This window comes from Massilia solisilvae (assembly GCF_024753215.1).
Classification (GTDB): domain Bacteria; phylum Pseudomonadota; class Gammaproteobacteria; order Burkholderiales; family Burkholderiaceae_D; genus Telluria; species Telluria solisilvae.
Map to the genome: position 1 here is coordinate 1,415,126 of NZ_JANUGV010000001.1, position 19,546 is coordinate 1,434,671.

General features: G+C 63.9%; 20 protein-coding genes. 6 read left to right on the plus strand and 14 right to left on the minus strand.

Annotated elements, in window-relative coordinates:
* Positions 1 to 4: 4 nt before the first annotated feature.
* Complete coding sequence (locus NX773_RS06400; protein ID WP_258855489.1) at positions 5 to 1,681, minus strand: electron transfer flavoprotein-ubiquinone oxidoreductase; 1,677 nt, start codon at positions 1,679 to 1,681, stop codon at positions 5 to 7.
* Positions 1,682 to 1,853: 172 nt separating this feature from the next.
* On the opposite strand from NX773_RS06400, the gene NX773_RS06405 reads away from it, so the two are divergent.
* Both NX773_RS06405 and NX773_RS06410 read left to right on the plus strand, forming a co-directional pair.
* Positions 1,854 to 2,630 (plus strand): SDR family oxidoreductase, encoded by a 777-nt coding sequence (locus NX773_RS06405; RefSeq protein WP_258855490.1) that lies wholly within the window; start codon positions 1,854 to 1,856, stop codon positions 2,628 to 2,630.
* Between the two features lie 20 nt (positions 2,631 to 2,650).
* Positions 2,651 to 3,076: an acyl-CoA thioesterase gene (locus NX773_RS06410; protein WP_370662220.1), complete on the plus strand. Its 426-nt coding sequence runs from the start codon at positions 2,651 to 2,653 to the stop codon at positions 3,074 to 3,076.
* A gap of 25 nt (positions 3,077 to 3,101) precedes the next feature.
* Here NX773_RS06410 and NX773_RS06415 read toward each other — a convergent pair whose 3' ends face one another.
* The 3 genes from NX773_RS06415 to NX773_RS06425 are packed head-to-tail and all read right to left on the minus strand — an operon-like array spanning position 3,102 to position 4,406.
* The gene (locus NX773_RS06415; RefSeq protein WP_258855491.1) at positions 3,102 to 3,665 is read right to left on the minus strand and encodes a DUF4865 family protein; all 564 of its coding nucleotides are present in this window, start codon (positions 3,663 to 3,665) and stop codon (positions 3,102 to 3,104) included.
* A 10-nt stretch (positions 3,666 to 3,675) separates the two neighbouring features.
* Positions 3,676 to 4,068, minus strand: coding sequence for a tautomerase family protein (locus tag NX773_RS06420; protein WP_258855492.1), 393 nt, complete (start codon positions 4,066 to 4,068; stop codon positions 3,676 to 3,678).
* An 11-nt stretch (positions 4,069 to 4,079) separates the two neighbouring features.
* Positions 4,080 to 4,406: a carboxymuconolactone decarboxylase family protein gene (locus NX773_RS06425; RefSeq protein ID WP_258855493.1), complete on the minus strand. Its 327-nt coding sequence runs from the start codon at positions 4,404 to 4,406 to the stop codon at positions 4,080 to 4,082.
* A gap of 104 nt (positions 4,407 to 4,510) precedes the next feature.
* Between NX773_RS06425 and NX773_RS06430 the strand changes: the two genes are divergently transcribed.
* Positions 4,511 to 5,404, plus strand: a complete 894-nt coding sequence (locus tag NX773_RS06430) for a LysR substrate-binding domain-containing protein (protein WP_258855494.1) — start codon at positions 4,511 to 4,513, stop codon at positions 5,402 to 5,404.
* Between the two features lie 6 nt (positions 5,405 to 5,410).
* Here NX773_RS06430 and NX773_RS06435 read toward each other — a convergent pair whose 3' ends face one another.
* Positions 5,411 to 5,971, minus strand: coding sequence for a PAS and helix-turn-helix domain-containing protein (locus tag NX773_RS06435; RefSeq protein ID WP_258855495.1), 561 nt, complete (start codon positions 5,969 to 5,971; stop codon positions 5,411 to 5,413).
* Positions 5,972 to 6,109: 138 nt separating this feature from the next.
* On the opposite strand from NX773_RS06435, the gene NX773_RS06440 reads away from it, so the two are divergent.
* Together NX773_RS06440 and NX773_RS06445 are read left to right on the plus strand one after the other, a co-directional pair.
* Positions 6,110 to 6,808 (plus strand): CoA transferase subunit A, encoded by a 699-nt coding sequence (locus tag NX773_RS06440; protein ID WP_258855496.1) that lies wholly within the window; start codon positions 6,110 to 6,112, stop codon positions 6,806 to 6,808.
* A 21-nt stretch (positions 6,809 to 6,829) separates the two neighbouring features.
* On the plus strand, positions 6,830 to 7,477 hold the full coding sequence (locus NX773_RS06445; protein ID WP_258855497.1) for a 3-oxoacid CoA-transferase subunit B: 648 nt from the start codon (positions 6,830 to 6,832) through the stop codon (positions 7,475 to 7,477).
* A gap of 47 nt (positions 7,478 to 7,524) precedes the next feature.
* Here NX773_RS06445 and NX773_RS06450 read toward each other — a convergent pair whose 3' ends face one another.
* The 4 genes from NX773_RS06450 to NX773_RS06465 all read right to left on the minus strand — a co-directional run bounded on the left by NX773_RS06450 (position 7,525) and on the right by NX773_RS06465 (position 12,050).
* Positions 7,525 to 9,657, minus strand: coding sequence for a TonB-dependent receptor plug domain-containing protein (locus tag NX773_RS06450; protein WP_258855498.1), 2,133 nt, complete (start codon positions 9,655 to 9,657; stop codon positions 7,525 to 7,527).
* Between the two features lie 160 nt (positions 9,658 to 9,817).
* Complete coding sequence (locus NX773_RS06455; RefSeq protein ID WP_258855499.1) at positions 9,818 to 10,207, minus strand: energy transducer TonB; 390 nt, start codon at positions 10,205 to 10,207, stop codon at positions 9,818 to 9,820.
* 188 nt (positions 10,208 to 10,395) lie between these two features.
* The gene (locus tag NX773_RS06460; protein WP_258855500.1) at positions 10,396 to 11,670 is read right to left on the minus strand and encodes a M56 family metallopeptidase; all 1,275 of its coding nucleotides are present in this window, start codon (positions 11,668 to 11,670) and stop codon (positions 10,396 to 10,398) included.
* Entirely contained in the window at positions 11,667 to 12,050 is a 384-nt protein-coding gene (locus NX773_RS06465; RefSeq protein ID WP_258855501.1) for a BlaI/MecI/CopY family transcriptional regulator, read from the minus strand. Before NX773_RS06465 ends, NX773_RS06460 begins: the two co-directional genes overlap by 4 nt.
* Positions 12,051 to 12,202: 152 nt before the next feature.
* Between NX773_RS06465 and NX773_RS06470 the strand changes: the two genes are divergently transcribed.
* Positions 12,203 to 12,922, plus strand: a complete 720-nt coding sequence (locus tag NX773_RS06470) for an SIMPL domain-containing protein (RefSeq protein WP_258855502.1) — start codon at positions 12,203 to 12,205, stop codon at positions 12,920 to 12,922.
* Between the two features lie 137 nt (positions 12,923 to 13,059).
* Here NX773_RS06470 and NX773_RS06475 read toward each other — a convergent pair whose 3' ends face one another.
* The 5 genes from NX773_RS06475 to NX773_RS06495 all read right to left on the minus strand — a co-directional run bounded on the left by NX773_RS06475 (position 13,060) and on the right by NX773_RS06495 (position 19,478).
* The gene (locus NX773_RS06475; RefSeq protein WP_258855503.1) at positions 13,060 to 14,364 is read right to left on the minus strand and encodes a dicarboxylate/amino acid:cation symporter; all 1,305 of its coding nucleotides are present in this window, start codon (positions 14,362 to 14,364) and stop codon (positions 13,060 to 13,062) included.
* A 217-nt stretch (positions 14,365 to 14,581) separates the two neighbouring features.
* Positions 14,582 to 15,871 carry a metal-dependent hydrolase family protein gene (locus tag NX773_RS06480; protein ID WP_258855504.1) on the minus strand — a complete coding sequence of 430 codons (1,290 nt, stop codon included), beginning with the start codon at positions 15,869 to 15,871 and terminating at the stop codon, positions 14,582 to 14,584.
* 79 nt (positions 15,872 to 15,950) lie between these two features.
* Complete coding sequence (locus NX773_RS06485) at positions 15,951 to 17,264, minus strand: hypothetical protein (protein WP_258855505.1); 1,314 nt, start codon at positions 17,262 to 17,264, stop codon at positions 15,951 to 15,953.
* A gap of 5 nt (positions 17,265 to 17,269) precedes the next feature.
* The gene (locus tag NX773_RS06490) at positions 17,270 to 18,613 is read right to left on the minus strand and encodes an AAA family ATPase (RefSeq protein WP_258855506.1); all 1,344 of its coding nucleotides are present in this window, start codon (positions 18,611 to 18,613) and stop codon (positions 17,270 to 17,272) included.
* A 70-nt stretch (positions 18,614 to 18,683) separates the two neighbouring features.
* Positions 18,684 to 19,478 carry a 3-hydroxybutyrate dehydrogenase gene (locus NX773_RS06495; protein WP_258855507.1) on the minus strand — a complete coding sequence of 265 codons (795 nt, stop codon included), beginning with the start codon at positions 19,476 to 19,478 and terminating at the stop codon, positions 18,684 to 18,686.
* Between the last annotated feature and the right edge of the window lie 68 nt (positions 19,479 to 19,546).

Below are 19,546 nucleotides of genomic sequence, written 5' to 3' on the forward strand. Positions count from 1 at the left end.
GGACTTACATGTTCGGGTAGTTCGGCCCGCCGCCGCCTTCCGGCGTGACCCACACGATGTTCTGCGTCGGGTCCTTGATGTCGCAGGTCTTGCAGTGCACGCAGTTCTGCGCGTTGATCTGCAACCGGTCCTTGCCCTCGTCCGTCTTCACGAACTCGTAGACGCCGGCCGGGCAGTAGCGCTGCTCCGGTCCCGCGAAGCGGGCCAGGTTGACCTCCACCGGCACGTCCTTGTTCTTGAGCGTCAGGTGCACCGGCTGGTCCTCGGCATGGTTGGTGTTCGAGATGAACACCGACGACAGGCGGTCGAAGGTCAGCTTGCCGTCCGGCTTGGGATACACGATCGGCTTGAACCCGGAAGCGGGCTTCAGGCACTCGTGGTCGGCGTGCTGGTGGTGCAGCGTCCACGGCGCCTTGCCACGGAAGACGATCTGGTCGATGCCGGTCATGATCGAGCCGAGCACCAGCCCCTTGGCCATCCACGGCTTGAAGTTGCGCGCCACGTGCAGCTCTTCGTGCAGCCACGACTGCTCGAACGCGGCCGGGTAGCTTGCCAGCTCGTCGTGCTGGCGGTTCTCGCCCAGCGCTGCGAATGCCGAATCTGCCGCCAGCATGCCGCTCTTGATCGCCGCATGGCTGCCCTTGATGCGCGAGGTGTTCAGGAAGCCGGCGTCGCAGCCGATCAGCGCGCCGCCCGGGAACACCAGCTTGGGCAGCGACTGCAGGCCGCCCGCGGTGATCGCGCGCGCGCCGTAGGAAATGCGCTTGCCGCCTTCGAAGAAGGTGCGGATCGCCGGGTGCGTCTTGTAGCGCTGGAATTCCTCGTACGGCGACAGATAGGGGTTCTGGTAGGCCAGGCCCACCACGAAGCCGACTGCGACCTGGTTGTTCTCGAGGTGGTACAGGAACGAGCCGCCGTAGGTATCGTTCTCCAGCGGCCAGCCGGCCGTGTGGATCACCAGGCCCGGCTTGTGCTTGGCCGGGTCGATCTCCCACAGCTCCTTGATGCCGATGCCGTAGGTTTGCGGATCCTTGCCCTTGTTCAGGTCAAACTTGGCCATCAGCTGCTTGCCCAGGTGGCCGCGCGCGCCTTCCGCGAACAGCGTGTACTTGGCGTGCAGTTCCATGCCGAGCTGGAACGCGTCGGTCGGCTCGCCCTCGCGGTTCACGCCCATGTTGCCGGTAGCGACGCCCTTGACCGAGCCGTCATCGTTGTACAGCACTTCGGCCGCCGGGAAGCCCGGGAAGATCTCGACGCCCAGCGCTTCGGCCTGCTGGCCCAGCCAGCGCACTACGTTGGCCAGCGAGACGATGTAGTTGCCGTGGTTCTCGAAGCACTTGGGCACCGCGAACGACGGGGTCTGGTAGGCCTTGGTCTCGGTCAGGAACAGCACGCGGTCTTCGGTGACCGCGGTGTTCAGGGGCGCGCCCAGCTCCTTCCAGTTCGGGATCAGCTCGCTGATCGCACGCGGGTCCATGACGGCGCCCGACAGGATGTGGGCGCCGACTTCGCTGCCTTTTTCCAGCACGCAGACGGATACTTCCTGTCCCTTTTCTTGCGCCAGTTGTTTCAGGCGGATGGCGGCGGACAGGCCGGCAGGACCGCCGCCGACGATCACCACGTCATACTCCATGGCTTCGCGCGGTCCGAATTGTTCAACGAGGTTGGTGGTCTCGGTCATCTTCTTGTAGAGTTAAAAAATTTAAGCACGAGTGTGCGTCTTTTTAGTGGGGATTGCAACTTTGACCGCTATTTTACGGGGATAATCAGAGCTTGGACTCTAATTCTGGCAATTTGTGTAATGATGATGGCTTCCCAACCGAACATCCTTAAGCAGCAACAGGAGCCACCACGTGGGCATTGAAGTAAATTTTGAAGGCAAGATCGCGCTGGTCACCGGCGCGTCCAGCGCCCTGGGCGCACGTTTTGCCAAGGCGCTCGCGGGCGCCGGCGCGCAGGTCGTGCTGGCCTCGCCGCACACCGAACGCCTCAAGGAACTGCGGGCCGAGATCGAGGCCGATGGCGGTGCGGCGCACGTCGTGGCGCTCGACGTCACCGATCTTGCCAGCATCAAGGCTGCGGTCGCGCATGCCGAAACCGAGGCAGGTCCGCTCGATATCCTGATCAACAACTCGGGCGTTTCCACCACCCAGCGGCTGATCGATGTGTCCGAAGAAGATTTCGGCTACATCATGGACACCAACCTGCGCGGCGCTTTCTTTGTGGCGCAGCAGGTGGCCAAGCGCATGATCCTGCGAGCAAAGGCCGACACCCGCAAGCAGCATCGCATCGTCAACATTGCATCGGTCGCAGGCCTGCGGGTGCTGCCCCAGATCGGCGTGTATTGCATGAGCAAGGCTGCCGTGGTGCAGATGACCAAGGCGATGGCGGTGGAGTGGGGCAAGTATGGCATCAACGTCAACGCCATCTGCCCGGGCTTCATTTCCACCGAGCTGAACGAAGAATACTTCGGTACCGACAACGGCAAGAAGCTGCTCGACATGCTGCCGAGGAAGCGTCCCGGCAAGCCGGAAGACCTCGACGGGCTGCTGCTCTTGCTGGCGGCCGAAGAAACCCATTTCATCAACGGAGCGATCATCACCGCGGACGACGGCATGACGGCGCAATAGGAAGCAAAGAAACAAAAAGCATGAGCAACAAGAAGCAGGTACACGTCATGCGGATGCCCATCCGCTGGGGCGACATGGATGCAATGGGGCACGTGAACAACACGGTGTATTTCCGCTATATCGAATCGGCCCGCATTGCGTGGCTGGAAGAGGCGGGCGGCACGCCGGACCCGGGCAGCGTGACCGAGGGGCCGGTGATCGTGAGCGCGCAATGCTCGTTCATCAGGCAGCTGAAGTATCCGGGCGAAATCGAGGTGACCACCTATGTCGGGCCGCCGGGGCGTTCCAGCTTCGACGTCACGCACGAGATTCGCCTGGTGGGGCCGGATGGCAAGGCCGGCGACCTGTACGCGCAAGGCGGCGCCAAGGTCGTGTGGGTGAACTTCGCCGCCGAGAAGTCGGTGCCGGTGCCGGACGCGGTGCGCGCCCTGCTGCCTGCCGCCTGATCGCTCGGCCAAGGTCAGCCTACGCTTATCCCGCGCAGCAGCGCGAGACATGCCCGACGCGGTAGACCTGCGCGCCGTCCGCCAGATCCGGCGGCAGGTCCGCCCAAAGCCCGAACCGTACCAGCGTCCAGGTGGTCGGCTCATACCCGGCGACAGCGACGAGCGCCTTGTTCTGGCTGACGCAGGACTGGGCGAGCGCCGTTTCCGCTGCGCGCAGCTGCTCCAGCCGCGTATGCGGGGCAATGGCAAGCCGCTCGCAAGTGGCATAGCGCGCATGCTCGATGCCCGGTGCAAGTTCCGCATGCCATACCGACCAGGCAGCGACGGAAGGCCACCCGAACGACTGCGACAAGGCAACGAAGCCGGGGCCGGACAGGAAGTCGTTCATGCCCGCCGGCCCGTGCCACAGATAAAAGGGGGCGTAGCGATTGTCACTGGCGCCGCGCTCGCCCTTGCGCGCGCTCAGGTAGGCCTTGAACGCCAGGCCGGGGAAACCGTCCGTCATGCTTCCCTTGTCGGCGATACGGCGATCGATTACCGACATGTCGTAGTCCGACGGCAGGACAAAGCTGTACTGCATTGAGATCATTGCGCCTCCATCATGGCTGGGTAAGTTGGTTTGCCGCTAGGCCATTGCCAAAGGACCAGTCCTCGGCAGCCGTCGTGTTGATGATCACCATCACGTCTTCAGGCCGGATGCCGGGCGCAGCCGCGAGCAGTTCGCACAGGCGGCGGTACAAGGCCTGCTTGGCTGCCGCTGGCCGCGGTTTGCCGGCGGTGATGCAGATGAGGACAAAGCCGTCGGAACGGGGGCCGCACAGGTAGTCGCGGTCGAAGACGAGTTCGTTCGACCCGCATTGCTGGATAACCTGGAAGCGATCCGTTGGCGGGGTGTCGAAGACCTCGACCATGGCGCGATGCACGTTGCGCGAAAGCTGGTCCAGGTAGTCGTCGGATTTGCCGCGCAGGAGGGAGATGCGAACGTAGGGCATGGCGCGCTCCTTCAGGCCGGTTTGCCGGCGCAGGCCTGGTGCAGCAGCTGGACGGCACTGGCGGCCGTTGGCCATCCCGCATAGAAGGCGAGGTGCGTGATCACCTCTGCCAGCTCGTCGCGCGTCACGCCGTTCTCGAGCGCGCGCTCCAGGTGGAAGGGCAACTGTTCGAGCCGGTAGAGCGCGACCAGGGCAGCCACGGTGACCAGGCTGCGGTCGCGCCGGGACAGGCCGTCGCGCTCCCAGATATCGCCGAACAGGACGTCGCTGGTCACTTGCGCCAGCTTGGGCGCGAGCGCGGCCATCGCCTGCTGCACTTGTTCTTTGTTTGTACTCATCATGCCTCCTGCGCTGGTAATTGACGAGGCAATGGTATTACTCGACAATAATCCTGAAAATCGGATAATTTCGAATCAATCATCCCGAATAACCGGACGATCAGATGAGGCGAGTCAATTTCGACCTGGACGCCATGCGCACCTTTTGCCTTGGCATGGAGCTGGGCAGCTTTGCCAAGGCGGCGGACCGGCTGGGCCGTTCGACCTCGGCGGTCAGTGCGCAGCTCAAGAAGCTGGAGGAGCAGGCCGGCACAGCGCTCGCGAGCAAGGCCGGGCGCCACCTGGTGCTGACCGACGCCGGCGAACTGCTCTTGAGTTACGCGCGGCGCTTGCTCGAGTTGAACGACGAAGCATGGATGGCGCTTGGCAGTGCCGACCTGGCCGGCGCCGTCAGGCTGGGTTTGCAGGAGGATTTCGGCGAGCACATGCTGTCCGAGATGCTGGGGCGCTTCGCCCGCACGCACCCGTCGGTTCGAATAGAAGCGCGCGTTGGGCGCAACGCCGACCTGATCGCGCGTATCGAAAAGGGGGAACTGGACCTTGCCCTCGCGTGGAATGCCGGCGACACGACGGCGCACATGCAGGAAGTCGGCTCCTACGCCCTGCAGTGGATCGGGCCGGCCGATGCCTCATTGCTGCGCTGGCAGCCTGGCCGCGAACCGCTGCCGCTGGTTGCCGTGGATGGCCAGTGCGTGCTGCGCAAGCTGGCCACGGAAGCGCTGGACCGGGCCGGCACTGCCTGGCGGCTGGCGTTCACCAGTCCAAGCCTGGGCGGCGTCTGGGCCGCGGTTGCCGCGGGACTTGGTGTCACTGTCAGAACTGGTTTTGGCCTGGCGCCGGGCTTGCGGATTCAGGCTGGCGCCAATGCCGGGTTGCCGGCGCTCGGCTGCATCGGGCTGGCGCTGCATCGCTCGGCGGCGGATCTGAGCGCGCCCGCACAACGGCTTGAAGCGATCATCCTCGACAGTATTCGCGACGCGCAGGCGCGTATGCGTTGACAGGGTTCAGCGCGTCACGCCAACCAGCTTGTGCACGAGCTCGGAGGAGGTGGATGCGGCGAACTTGCGCATCAGCTTGGCGCGATGCATCTCCACCGTGCGCGGCGACAGGTCGGTCTCGCGCGCGATCACCTTGCTGGTCTTGCCCTCGACCAGCAGGGCCGCGATCTCGCGCTCGCGCGGGGTCAGCTCCGCCGTTACCGGGCGCTTTTCGCTCACGTCCTCGAAGGTCCACACGCCCGCGCCCAGCGGCTCGCCGGGATCGAGCGCGCGGCCGGTCACGTGGCACCAGAACAGCTCGCCATTGCCGCGGCGCATGATGCGCTCGTCCGAGTAGCGGCCACGCGCGTTCATGATCGGGATAATGCGGTCGCCCGTGCGCAGGAACTCGTCCATGGTGGGGTAGAGCACGGCGAACGACTGGCCATCCAGCTGGCCCTTGTCGTAGCCGAACATTGCGGCCAGCGCGTGGTTGCACGACTGGATCACACGGTTCACCGAGATGCACATGCCCACTGGGGCGTGCTGGAAAATCAGCTCGTAATCAATGGCGTATGATGCGTTCATCTGATGCAAATCGTGTCGTCTCCGAATGCCGTGTTGCCGGTATTTCTACGGTATTGTGCTTTGCACGGGCGTATTTTATGCTGAGATTCTACTCTGCAGTCACAAAGAGCGTTCTGCTTAACTATTCAAGGGACGGGTATGAATAAAGTTTATCCTGATGCGGCATCGGCGCTGGCCGGTATCGTCAAAGATGGCCAGACCATCGCCGTGGGCGGCTTCGGCCTGTGCGGCATTCCGGAGGCGCTGATCCTGGCGCTGCGCGACTCGGGCGTCAAGGGCCTGACCGCGATCTCCAACAACGCCGGTGTCGATGGCTTCGGTCTGGGCATGCTGCTCGAAACGCGTCAGATCAAGAAGATGATTTCGTCCTATGTTGGCGAGAACAAGGAATTCGCACGGCAGTTCCTGGCCGGCGAACTGGAGCTGGAATTCACGCCGCAGGGCACGCTGGCGGAAAAGCTGCGCGCCGGCGGCGCCGGCATCCCGGCCTTCTTCACCAAGACCGGCTACGGCACCATTGTCGCTGAAGGCAAGGAAGTGCGCGAGTTCGACGGCGACATGTATGTGATGGAACGCTCGCTGGTGCCGGACGTCTCGCTGGTCAAGGCCTACATGGCCGACAAGGCGGGCAACCTGGTGTTCCGCAAGACCGCGCGCAACTTCAATCCGAACGTCGCCACCGCAGGCAAGGTCTGCATCGTGGAAGTCGAAAAGCTGGTCGAGGTCGGAGAGATCGACCCGGACCAGGTGCACACCCCGAGCATTTTCGTGCACCGCATCGTTCACAACCCGAACCCGGAAAAGCGCATCGAACAGCGCACCGTGCGTTCCAACTAAGATCAGCTTTCGGAGACAAACATGGCATGGACTCGTGATCAAATGGCCGCGCGCGCGGCCCAGGAACTGCAAGACGGTTTCTACGTCAACCTCGGCATCGGCCTGCCGACCCTGGTGGCCAACTACGTCCCCAGCGGCATCGAAGTGTTCCTGCAGTCCGAAAACGGCCTGCTCGGCATTGGCCCGTTCCCGACCGAAGCCGAGATCGACGCCGACCTCATCAATGCCGGCAAGCAGACCGTGACGGCGCTGCCGGGCGCGGCCTACTTCAGCTCGGCCGATTCGTTCGGCATGATCCGCGGCGGCAAGATCAACCTGGCGATCCTCGGCGCGATGCAGGTGTCCGAGCGCGGCGACCTGGCCAACTGGATGATTCCGGGCAAGATGGTCAAGGGCATGGGCGGCGCGATGGACCTGGTGGCCGGCGTCAAGCGCGTGGTGGTGGTGATGGAGCACGTGGCCACCGCCAAGGATGGCTCGACCTCGCACAAGATCCTCGAGAAGTGCGACCTGCCGCTGACCGGCGTGGGCGTGGTGGACCGCATCATCACCGACCTGTGCGTGATCGACGTGACTCCCCACGGCCTGAAGGTGGTCGAGCTGGCGCCGGGCGTGACCAAGAGTGAGATCGCCGAGAAGACCGGCTGCGAGCTGACCTTCGCCGTCTGATCCGGCACACCGCCGACGTCGTCCCGGCGCACGCCGGGATGACGTGCTCAGAGTTTCATTTCCAGGCTCAAGCCCGCGCGCATCACGCCGGGCTGGAAGCTGGTCTGGCGCGACAAGCCCTCGGCATCCAGATAACGGCGGTCCGACTTGTTGTCCACCCGTAGCAGGTTCGCCAAGGACAGGCGCAACTGGTAGCGCGCATCCAGCTTCCACAATAAATAGGCGTCCAGGTCGCGGCGCGCTTGCTGGCGCTGGCTTTGTGCTTCCGAAATCCGGACCCAGCCATTCTTCTGGTAAGCCAGGCTCGAACCAAAGCTCAGGCCGCCTTTTCGATAATCGAAGCCGACCGTTGCCGACAAGGGCGTTTGCGCGTCGAGCCGGTTGTTGGGGCCGGGCACGGCGGCCACGCGCGACCAGTTGCGGCTGGCGCTGGCGCGCACGTCGAGGCCATCGAGCGCCGGAGTGAGCAGTTTGAGCGGCAGCTTCAGTTCGGTCTCGAGCGAACGCACCTGTGCGGTGCCGTCGTTCACCGGCTGATAGACCCAGCGGCCTGAGGCGTCCAGGTCCAGGCGCGTGCGGATGTAATCGGTAATGGCGCGCCGCGACGCGTTGACCGAGAACAGCGCACCCGGCGCCCAGAAGTGTTCATAGCCCAGGTCGATGCCCGTGGCCAGCTCCGGCCGCAGGTTGGGGTTGCCGCCGGAGTCGGGGCTGAACCGGGTATTGGTGGCGGACTCGAATCGCCGCGCCGTCAGCTCGTTGGTGGTCGGGGCCTTGTAGGTGCGGGTCAGGGCCAGCCGCAGCTGGCGGCCGCTCGCGCCCGGGAACTTGTACAGCGTCTGCGCGACGGGGCTGAGTACATGGTTGCGCGACGTCGTTGCGACCAGCCCCGTGCCTTCGCTGTCCGTCTGTACGCCTTCCCAGCGCGTGCCCAGGTACACCGACCATTGCTTCGTCACATTCCATTCGTCCTGCACGAAGCCGGCCAGCCGCGTGATCCGCGGCTGGAAATATTCGACGAAATGGACGAGCGGGGCGTCCGCCAGCTGCTCGCGGCGGTCGCGCGTTTCGTCGCTCGTTTGCACGCTGGCGTCCATGCCGGTGACCAGCGCATGCCCGTCAAACAGCGAACGGGTGAATTTGCCGCGCAAGGAATAGCGGCTGGTGCGGTTGATCGTGTCCCAGTCGCGATCCAGGCGCAGGGCCCGGCCTTCGGTATAGCGCAGGGTGTCGGAATCGTTTTCGTTCCGGCCGCGCTCCATCGAGAGCGCGACGTCGAGCTTGCCGCCCGCGCGCTTGGCGATCCAGTTGATTTCGCCGCGCAGCATGCGCTGGCTGCCCGGGGTGTGGTCGTTGCCTTCCATCCATTCCGGGGCAGGGAAGCTGCCGACCAGGTTCCGGGTCTGCCAGTTGCTGTTCCAGCGGGAACGGAAGGCTTGGGCGCCGGCCTGCAGGTTCAGTTCATCGCCGTTGTCGAACTTCCATGACAGGCGTGGGAACAGCGCCAGGCCATGGCTGGAGCCGGTGCCGCGAAAGCGCGATTCGCGCAGTTGGCGCACGTCGCCGGAGGGCAGGGTAAATTCGTCCGCGCTGGTGCTGTCGATCTGGTTGCGGTTGGCGAACAGCGAGCCGTTGAGGAACCAGGACGCGTTCCCGCGCTTTTCCGCCCAGGTGCCTCCCACCGTTTCGAACTTGCTCTGCGGCGAATTCATGATGCCGATGCGCAGGTCGCGCTGCGGCTTGGACACCATTTTGCGCAGCACGATGTTGATTGTCCCGGCGATCGCCTGCATCGAATATTCGGCGGTGGCCGCGCGCATGATCTCGATGCGCTCGATCTGGTCGGGATCCAGGTTATCCAGCGAAAAGCCCGGCGGCGGGCGGTCGCCGTTCACGAGGATTTGCGTATAGCCCGCGCCCAGCCCGCGCATCCGGATCACGTTGCCCGTCACCGTCACGCCCGGCGCCCGCTTGAGGACCTCATAGACATTGCTGTCGCCGTACTTCGTCAGTTCCTCGTGGTTCAGCACTGTTTTGCTCGCGGTGTCGTCGCGGCGCGGATCGTAATTGCTTGCCGAGCCTTTCACCTCGACGCTTTGAATCGGCTTTTCCTTGGCCTTTTCCTTGTCGTCTTTTTGCTCGCTGCTGAGCGTGGTGGCCGGCATCGTAGTTTGCGCCATCGAGGCGTGGGAAACGAGAACAGAAGCGGCGAATGCGAAATGGGTAGGTTTGAAAAACATCGGGGCAGGATCTGTTGGTCAGCCGGCAAGCTTAACTGACTGTTTTCGAACTAACAACCAAAAGTGCGGCACCCGCGGCAGCAGGAACCCCACCGCGCGTTCAGCCGTGCGACCACACGTACTGCATCTGGGTCCAGCGCTCGACCGGTGTTCCGTCCACGGTAGCCGGCTTGAATTGGCATTTGACGATCCCGTCGCGCGCCGCCTCGTCCATGGCCGGGTAGCCGCTCGATTTCAGGATCGTCGCTTGCGTGGCCTTGCCATCGGCGCCGACCAGGAAGTTGAGCGTGACGGTGCCGTCGTGGCCGGCGCGAAAGTCCTCGTCGGGCCAGTCCGGCTTGGCGCAGGACTGGAACAGGACGACTGCTTTCGTTGCGCCATCGGCGGGCGCGGTGCGCGGGGTTTGTGCGCATGCGCCGAGGATTGCGGCCGCCAGCGCCGTGGCGACAATCCGGAGCTTGCGGTAGGGCGAAAGGCTGCTGCCTGACATGGTGTCTCCTTGGTTGGTTGAGGAAGGCGGAGCCGGGGCGCGGCTCGGGCCAGCGCTAGAGTAGTCTTTCTAGACATGGTTGTCTAGGATGGTTCGATGCCATCTGTCGTGAATTAGACACGAATGTCTAGAGCGGTGTGCAAAAAACGCCGGTGGTGCCGGCGTTCAGGGTGCGGCGGGGTGTCGCGCTAATCCAGGGTCCACACGTACTGCATGCGCATCCACTCCTGCACGGGCGCGCCGTCCACGGTGGCAGGCTTGAAGCTGCACTTGTCCAGGGCGGTGCGCGCCGCTTCGTCAAGCCCGCGGTAGCCGCTTGACCTCAGCACGTGCGACTCGACTGGCTTGCCGTCGGCGGAGATGAGGAACTGCAGGGTCACCGTGCCGCGATTGCCGGCTGCCAGGTCGGCCTTGGGGTAATGCGGTTTGGCGCAGGAACGAAAATCCGCGAGCGCCCGGGTGTGCACGTGCGCCGGCGCGTGCCGCGGCAACGCGGCTGCGTTCGCGCAGAGCACGGCGAACGCTGCGGCCAGTCCCAGCACCGGGATCGCCGCCTTCCAGCTCAGGGCATGGCGATCGGGACGCACCAGCCGCCTGATCCGGTCAACCAGATCGCCGCCGTTCGCCGCTTGCGCGAGCGCACACGACGAGAACTGGACGCGCTCGAGCTCGGACAACGCGCGCGCCAGCCGGCGCGGCTCGCCGATCACGTCGGCTGCAAGCGCATCGGCGATTTGTTCGCGCTCGGCGCGGATACGGCCCGAAATCCACCAGACCGCCGGGTGATAGAACAGCAGGATCTCCACCACGTTCTGGCCCAGGTTGACGAGGTAGTCGAGCCGTTTGACGTGGCCGAGTTCGTGGGCGAGCAGCGCCTCGAGCAGGTCGGGCGGCATGCCGGAAACCAGCGAGGCCGGCACCAGCACCAGCGGGCGCCACCAGCCGGCGGTGATGGGGCTGGCGAGGTGGTCCACGATGCGCAAGCGGACCTGGCGCCCGATTCCCATGCGCTCTGCCAGCAGCGACAGGCGCAGCTGCAAGGCCGCGTCGGTGCCGCAGCGCGCCGCCGCGCGCCCGATCCAGGCCAGGCCGAGCGCCATGCGCAAGGTGAGGGCGCCAACGCAGCAAGCCCACGCGCCAACGAGCCACGGCAGGTGTGACTGCAGGTAGTCGAACAAGCCGGTGGTGGAGGACAATGCTGCCGTAACGCCGGCGTCCGCCGCGTACAGCTGGATCGCGCCGGCCGGCATGGGCGCCGCCACGCGCAGCGCCAGTCCGATCGCGGGCCACAGCAAGCAGCCCAGCAGGCCCGCGCACGCGGCGAGATAGCGTAGTTGAGGCCGCGCGTTGCGCAGCGCCGTGAGCGCGATGCCGGTCAGGCAGGCCAGCAGCGCACCCTGCCAGACAAAATGGATCAGCGTCCACCCGGTTGCCGCCAGCAGCTGATAGGCGGCCGGCGTCATTGCTTGTCGTCCTTGAGCAGGTGTTCGATCTCTTCGCGTTCCTTCTTCGAGATGCCGGTCTTGAGCGCGGCCAGCACCAGCGCCTTGGCCGAGCCCGAAAAGGCGCGTTGCATCAGGTCCTTGAGCAGGTTCGTTTGCAGCGAATCCTGGGTGTAGGCGGGCGCGTACACGTGTGAGCGGCCCGCCTCGTCGCGGATCAGCAGGCCCTTGCCGTGCATGATCTGCATCAGGCGCAGCACGGTGGCGTAGGTGACGTCCGGCCGGTCCTTGAGCATCGCTTCATGAACCTGGCGCACGGTGGCCGAGCCGAGCGGCCACAAGGTTTGCAAAAGATCGAGTTCGGCCGGGGTCGGCTTTGGCAGGGCGGGTTTCTTGGCCATGGTGTCGGAAAGTCGTTACGCGTACGCGGATTAGCGTAGCGTGCCTAGAAACCTGCGTCTACAAATATTTTGAACGCCAGCTGCTTGCGAGCGCGGCCGACCGGGATTATGCTAGACATCGTTGTCTAGATAATTCATCCAAAGGAGACATCATGCTCAAGAAGGTTTTGGCGCTTACCACCCTGCTGCTCGCACCGCTCGCGGTCCCTGCGTCGCAATTGCCTGACTACCCGTTCATCCACATCACCGGCACCGCCCAGCAGTACGTGCAGCCGGACATGGGGTCCATTGATTTCGAGGTGATCGCGGCGGACGCCGACCCGGCGGTCGCGCTCAGGGCGGTGCAGGAACGCGTGGCCGAGGTGCGCGCGCTGGTCCAGGCGCAGGGGCTCGAGGCCGAAAGCCTGGAAGTGCGCAACGTGCGGCAGGAGCTGCGCAAGAACCAGCGCGCAGACGGCCCGGCCGTGGTCGAGGTCAAGTGCGTGGTGCACCTGGACGTGCATGACCTGGCCAAATGGGCGACGCTGGCCAACGGGCTGTTGGGGATGCAGAACCTGGACAGCTTTGCGACCGCGTTCGACACGAGCGAGCGCGAAAAGATCGAAGCGGGCCTGGCCGCTGACGCCGTGCGCGACGCCAGCCGAAAGGCCGGCGCCCTGGCAGCCGGTCTTGGCCGCAAACTGGGGCCGGTGACGGGATTGAGCACCGGCGCGCTCAGGAACCTGGGCAACGCGATGGGTCTGGTCGCCGCCGATTTCGGGTTCCGCCGCAAGGAAGCGCCGCAGACCCAAGGCAGCGGGCGCGACAACCTGGTCAACGTTGTCATGGTCCCGATGGCGCTGTCGGTGGACGCGATATTCCGGCTAAAGTGAAACCTGCGCCGGCCGGCGACCGTAGGGTGCGCGGGTTTCCCGCCCACGCGTTCAACAATCGCATGCGATACCCCAGCGGGGCCCAAACGAAAAAGCGCCGGACTGGCCGGCGCTCTTGAGGGGGGCAGGGAAACGAATCAGGCCGCTTTCTTGCGCTCCGGGTACATTTCCTTGTCTTCTTCCAGATGGCTCGGGTGCTTCAGCTCGCGCTGCAGCGTCTCGTGGTCGAGCTCGCTTTCCCACTTCGACACGACAATCGAGGCCACGCCGTTGCCGATGAAGTTGGTCAGCGCGCGGCATTCGCTCATGAACTTGTCGATGCCCAGGATCAGCGCCATGCCGGCCACCGGGATGGTCGGCACCACCGCCAGCGTTGCCGCCAGCGTAATGAAGCCGGCGCCGGTGATGCCCGATGCGCCTTTCGAGGTGAGCATGGCGACAACCAGGATGGTCAGTTGCTGGCCGAGCGTCAGGTCGGTGTTGGTGGCTTGTGCGATGAACAGCGCGGCCATCGTCATGTAGATGTTGGTGCCGTCCAGGTTGAACGAATAGCCGGTCGGGACAACCAGGCCGACGACCGATTTCGAGCAGCCGAGTTTTTCCATCTTGCGCATCAGCGCCGGCAGCGCGCTTTCCGACGAGCTGGTGCCCAGCACGATCAGCAGTTCTTCCTTGATATACGAGACGAAGCGGAAGATCGAGAAGCCGGTCATGCGGGCGATCAGGCCCAGCACGATGATGACGAACAGCGCCGAGGTCAGGTAGAAGGTGCCGACCAGCTTGGCCAGCGGCAGCAGGGCGGCCACGCCGTATTTGCCGATGGTGAAGGCCATGGCGCCGAATGCGCCGATCGGGGCCGCTTTCATGATGATGCCGACCACGCCGAAGATGGCGTGCGAGAGCTCGTCGATGAACTTGGTGACCGGGCGGCCACGCTCGCCCAGCATCGACAGCGCAAAACCGAACAGGATCGAGATCAGCAGCACCTGCAGGATGTCGCCCTTGGCAAACGCGTCCACGAAGGTGTTCGGGATGATGTTCATCAGGAAGTCGACGGTGGACAGCGACTTGGTCTTGGCGGTGTACTCGGCGATGGCCTTGGTGTCCAGGGTGGCCGGGTCCACGTTGAAGCCGGCGCCCGGCTGGATCAGGTGCGCGACGATCAGGCCGATGGCCAGCGCAAAAGTCGAGACGACTTCGAAATACAGCAGCGCCTTGCCGCCGACGCGGCCGACTTTTTTCATGTCCTGCATCCCGGCGATGCCGGCGACGACGGTACAGAAGATGACCGGTGCGATGATCATCTTGATCAGTTTGACGAAGCCGTCTCCCAATGGCTTCATCTTGGCAGCAAGGTCAGGGTCGAATACACCCAGCAGCACGCCAACGATAATGGCGAACAGCACCTGGATATAAAGGACTTTATAAAAAGGCTTTTTCATGACAGCTCTTCAAGCGAATTGTTGATCTCGGCATGATGTCCGAATTGAAGAGGGCGGGCTATTGTGGAAAACCCGCACGGGTCATGCTACGCCGCGTCGCCGTTTGCCAGCGCGCGATTGCGCGCGTAAAAAAACGCGGCGGGTGCTGTGGCTAACGGAGGGTGGGCAGCTCTGCCGCCCACGCGTCCAGCGAACGCTGAAAAGAGGTGAAAGGTATTTATTGCGGGCGACGATAAATCATTCCGCCCTTCATCACAAAGCCAACCTTGCGTAGCGCCGCGATGTCGGCCGTGGGGTCACCGTCAACGGCCACCACGTCGGCCAGCGCACCTTGCTTGAGTGCACCCAGATCCTTGGACTTGTCGAGAATGTTCGCCGCCACCACCGTCGCCGCGCGCAGTGCCTCCGTGGGCGTCATGCCCAACCGCACCATCCACTCGAGCTCGCGCGCATTGGTGCCGTGGGAAAACACGCCGACATCGCTGCCGTTGCCGATCATCACGCCCAGCTTGCGCGCCAGCTGGAATGCATGCATCGCCTGCTGCATGCCCGCGGTCGGCGCGCCGCCGCGGGTGTAGTGCTGGAAGTACTCACCGATGGCTTCCGGCGCGGTCAGCGTCGGCACGTAGGCGGTGTGGCGCTCGGCCATCAGCTTGAAGGTGGCTTCGGACGCGCCGTAGCCGTGCTCGATCGTATCCACGCCGGCCAGCACCGCCAGGCGGATCGCCTCGTCGCTGCTGGCGTGCGCTGCCACCTTGCGGCCGGTGTTGTGCGCGGTTGCGACCATCGCCTTCATTTCATCCAGCGTGAAGGTCGGGCGCGTGCTGCCGTCGATGCCGGTGCGGTAGTCGGCGTAGAACTTGATCCAGTCCGCGCCATGCGCGGATTGCTCGCGCACCGCCTTGACGGCCTCGTCCACTCCGGTCGCTTCCTGGGCGCCGTAGGGCAGCTCCATGTCCGGGCGATAGTTGCGTTCGGCAGGTCCGTAGCTGGCGGTGGCGACGATGGCCTTGGTTGCCACGAACAGGCGCGGGCCGGGCAGCACGCCTTCGTCGATCGCGCGCTTGATGCCCACGTCGGCGTAGCCGGCGCCTTCGGTGCCCAGGTCGCGCAGGGTGGTAAAGCCGGCCTGCAGGGTATCGGCCGAGTGGCGCGCCGCCAGCATCACGCGGTAGGCCGGCGCTTCCTTGATCACCTGGTCGTCCCAGGCGGTTTCGTTGTACGGGTGCAGCAGGACGTGCGAATGCAGGTCGATCAGGCCCGGGATCAGGGTCTTGCCCGGCAGGTTGATGCGCTCGGCGTCAGCCGGGGTCGCCACCTTGTCCGCCGGGCCGACGGCCTGGATGCGGCCTTGCGACACCAGCACCGCCCAGCCCTGGTGCGGCGCACCTTCGCCGGTCCAGACACGGTCGGCGGTCAGCAGCATCGGATGGGTGTCGGCCGCGTGCGCTGAACAGGCCAGCAGGGTGAGGGTGGTCAGCGCAAGTTTTTTGGCCCAGATCCGCATCGTTGTCTTCCCGTAATTGTTGTGATGACGCAATCATAGCGGAGCGTCGTGGGAACGTCTGTAATGACGCGGCCCGGCACTAGCGCAGTTCGTAGATGAGGCTGTATTGTTCGAGCGCTTCGAGCGTGGGGATGGTGACGATGGAAAGGGATGGGTCCCAACGCGGCATGTGCTGCCAGGTCGCCTGGCTGGCGGACTGGCCGGGAAGCCATAGCTCCAGTGTGACGCCGCTGGCCAGATGCGGCGCGGTGCGCAGGAGGTGGTTCTGCAGCAGCAGCCCATAGCTCTCGATGTTCAGGAAATCACGCTCCGGCTTTTCGACGTCGCCATGCGTCTGTTTGATCCTCCGGGTGGGCGCGCTTGCATAAAACTTGAAATCGATGACCTTCGCCCCGGTGTCGGAGAGCAGGACGAGGTCTGGACGCCGCGCCAGCTCGTTGCGAGCGAAAATGGCCTTGCGCTGCGCGAGCCATTTCGCTTCCGCAGCAGGCGAGCTGGCGGCGACAGGAAGATGGTCGAAGTCGCAGGTCAGGAATTGGGGGAAATGATCGGTCGCGGCGCGCACCAGGCATACCGACTCCCACACCGCCCAGAAGTCCTTCACGCCCCAGACCAGCCCATCCTTGCCCTTGGTGTCGAGTCCCGCATTGAGGAAACGGTCCAGGGTATCATGCAGCGCCCGGTAATCCGGGCTTCGAAACGCCGTGTTGCGGTCGATCACCAGCAGTGTGTGCCGCAATGTCTGCAGCGTGTGTGCGCAGCTGTCCGGTTCGCCCTTGTATTGCGAGGCGCCCGCGCTCAGGTAGCGCTCGCGGAACTGCGCCGAGAGCGCCTTGCCTTCTGCCGAAAATTTCCCCCACGGCGTTTCGACAGCGATTCCCAGAAGGTTCTCGTAGAAGTCTTCCGCAACGAAGCAATACAACCCGACGATGTCGCCTGTGGCGTAGCGAAGCTCGCGCCGGGGGGCGGTCACATGGTCAAGGTAGGGAACGCCCTGGGCATCGAAGAGCGCGCGGTGCAAATGTCGGTCGATGCGCAGGTGTCGATCGGTCGAGACCCGTCCGCGCCCTTCGATAAGCGACAGGATCCGGGTTGGATCGATTGTTGAAAACAGCTCGTCAAGACCAAGCGCGTCGCAAAACGTGAAACCGTCGTCACCGTCATCCAGACCATCCTGTCCCTGGCTTTCGACGCCATCAACTGACGCCAGCCTTTCCTTCAACCGCCCGGTGCTGCGAAAGACCACGAAGGCCTTGTAGAGGAGTGCAATTGCCTGCGGGGCAGCGACGCCTTCCATGCCGAACGGAACGGTCAGCTCAAGGCGCCCGTCGCTGCACCGCGATAAACCTACCTGGTTGCCACTGCCGGCAACGGAGACTTCCTGGACCAGCATCTGGTTCAGACCGCGGGAGTGGTGGTTGCAGCCATCAGGCGATCGATGAGCCGGTCCGCCAGGTCCGCGAACTGGCCGAAAGTACGCAATTCGTTGCGCGAGATGTCGAGCAGCTTGACGAGGGGCGCCTTGTCGCGGTCGAACACGTTATCCCACAGATACAGGAACAGCTTGCCGGTGATCTCGTTCCTGCCGATTTCCCAGGTGGGCGCCGGCTCCGGCAGCTTTGAGAGTCCGACGACAAAGTCCTCAATGACCATTTTCCCTTCCGAAGGTACTCGTCCCCGCTTTCGGGAACAATAGTATTCGGACGCGGTGTCGAACTCGATCACCTTCAGCTTCCGGCGCTTGCCATCGTCCTGGTAATCCGCGTACTTCAGCAGCGCGGCCCGGCTGGCCGGAGCGAGCATGTCGGCGAATTTGAGCAACTGGTTGTCGAATCTGTCGCTGTTGTCCGCGCCGCGCATGTACTCGCCGACGGTACCGGCAATCTCCGTCAGGCTGCGCACCTCGTCAGGGTACTCGGCGCCGAGGGTGGACGGCTTGTCTGCTGCGGCCCGTCTCGCCTTGATGAACCACGGGCCCACCAATTTGTCATCGAGCTTGTGCGCGCTGCAATGTTCAAGGATGAAGTTGTTCAAAGCAACGACGAATGTTTCCCAGCTCAAGTCGGGCCTGCCATAGACCTGCGCCGTGCGTTGCCACTCGGGCACTTTGTCGAAACCGGGAGGATGGAACTCGAAATTCCAGCGGCGCTTGAAGGCCGAATCCATATAGAAGATCGAGTCGTCGCTCGTGTTCATCGTGCCGATCAGGTAGAAATTCGGCGGTAAGCTAAGCTTCTTTTTATCGATGAGCGTGCTGACGCGGAGGGGCAGGTCTTCAATGCGCCGATCATTTCCCTGGATTTGCGCAACCAACGATTCGACAGTCAGGTCGGACACCTCGATCTCGTAGCTGGACCATCCATCGTCCTCGCGGTCGAGCAAATGGAACACGTCGCCGAAGATCTCGGCGCAGTTGCCGCGGTTGATCTCGTCAATGAGAAGTACGACGTTGCCGGCTTGAGGCTGATCCGTCTGCGCGTCGCCTGGCAGGAGGGCATACGCGCGCCCCAGGGCACGGAGGAACGGGCCGCCGTGGACGCGGTATTCAATCTGGCCATTCCTGGTCAGCGGAACAAGCCGCGAAACGAATTCGCCGTAATTGAATTCCGGATGGAAGGCGACGGGGAAAATATCCAGCTTGCCAGCCTGCAGCTGCTTTGCCTTCTCGTGTTTTGCGTGGTAGCTCTTGCTGGTGCCCGGCGGGCCGAACAGGATCTGTTGATGGGGAAACTCAAAACTCATGCGAAGTTCGATGCGCTAGTTGTTATGACATCGCGAGGATGAGCGAATGCCATCCTCGCGATCGCGATGCTTACTGCGCGACCCAGCCGCCGTCCATGTTCCAGGCCACGCCGCGCACCTGGTCGCCGGCCGGGCTGCAGAAGAACACGGCCAGCGCGCCCAGCTCTTCGGGCGTGACGAACTCGCCGGAGGGCTGTTTTTCCGACAGCAGCGCCTTTTTCGCCTGCTCGTTGCTGATGCCGTCGCGTGCGGCGCGGTCGTCCACCTGCTTTTGCACCAGCGGGGTCAGCACCCAGCCCGGGCAGATCGCGTTGCAGGTGATGCCGGTGTGCGCGTTTTCCAGTGCGGTAACCTTGGTCAGGCCCACCACGCCGTGCTTGGCCGCGACGTAGGCCGATTTGCCGGCCGAGCCGACCAGCCCGTGCACCGAGGCCACGTTGATGATGCGGCCCCAGTTCTTCTTCTTCATGCCCGGCAGCGCGCAGCGGGTGGTGTGGAAGGTGGAGGACAGGTTGATCGCGATGATCGCGTCCCAGCGCTCGACCGGGAAATCCTCGACGTTGGCCACGTACTGGATGCCGGCGTTATTGACCAGCACGTCCACGCCGCCGAACTTCTCTTCGGCGAACTTGATCATGGCCTCAATCTCGGCCGGTTTGGACATGTCCGCGTTGTGGTAAGCCGCTTGTACGCCAAACTCCTGGGCCACGCCGGCGCGCAGCTGCTCGATTTGCTGCGCGTCGCCGAACCCGTTGAACACGATGTTGGCGCCCTGTGCCGCGAGCGAGCGCGCGATGCCCAGGCCAATGCCGGAGGTCGAGCCAGTGACGAGAGCCGTTTTACCGCTTAACATCTTGGAGTTCATGTTGTCCTCTGTTGTGAATGGTGTGATCAGGGGGATGCTTCAGAATTGGTAGAATTCTAATCGCAAAA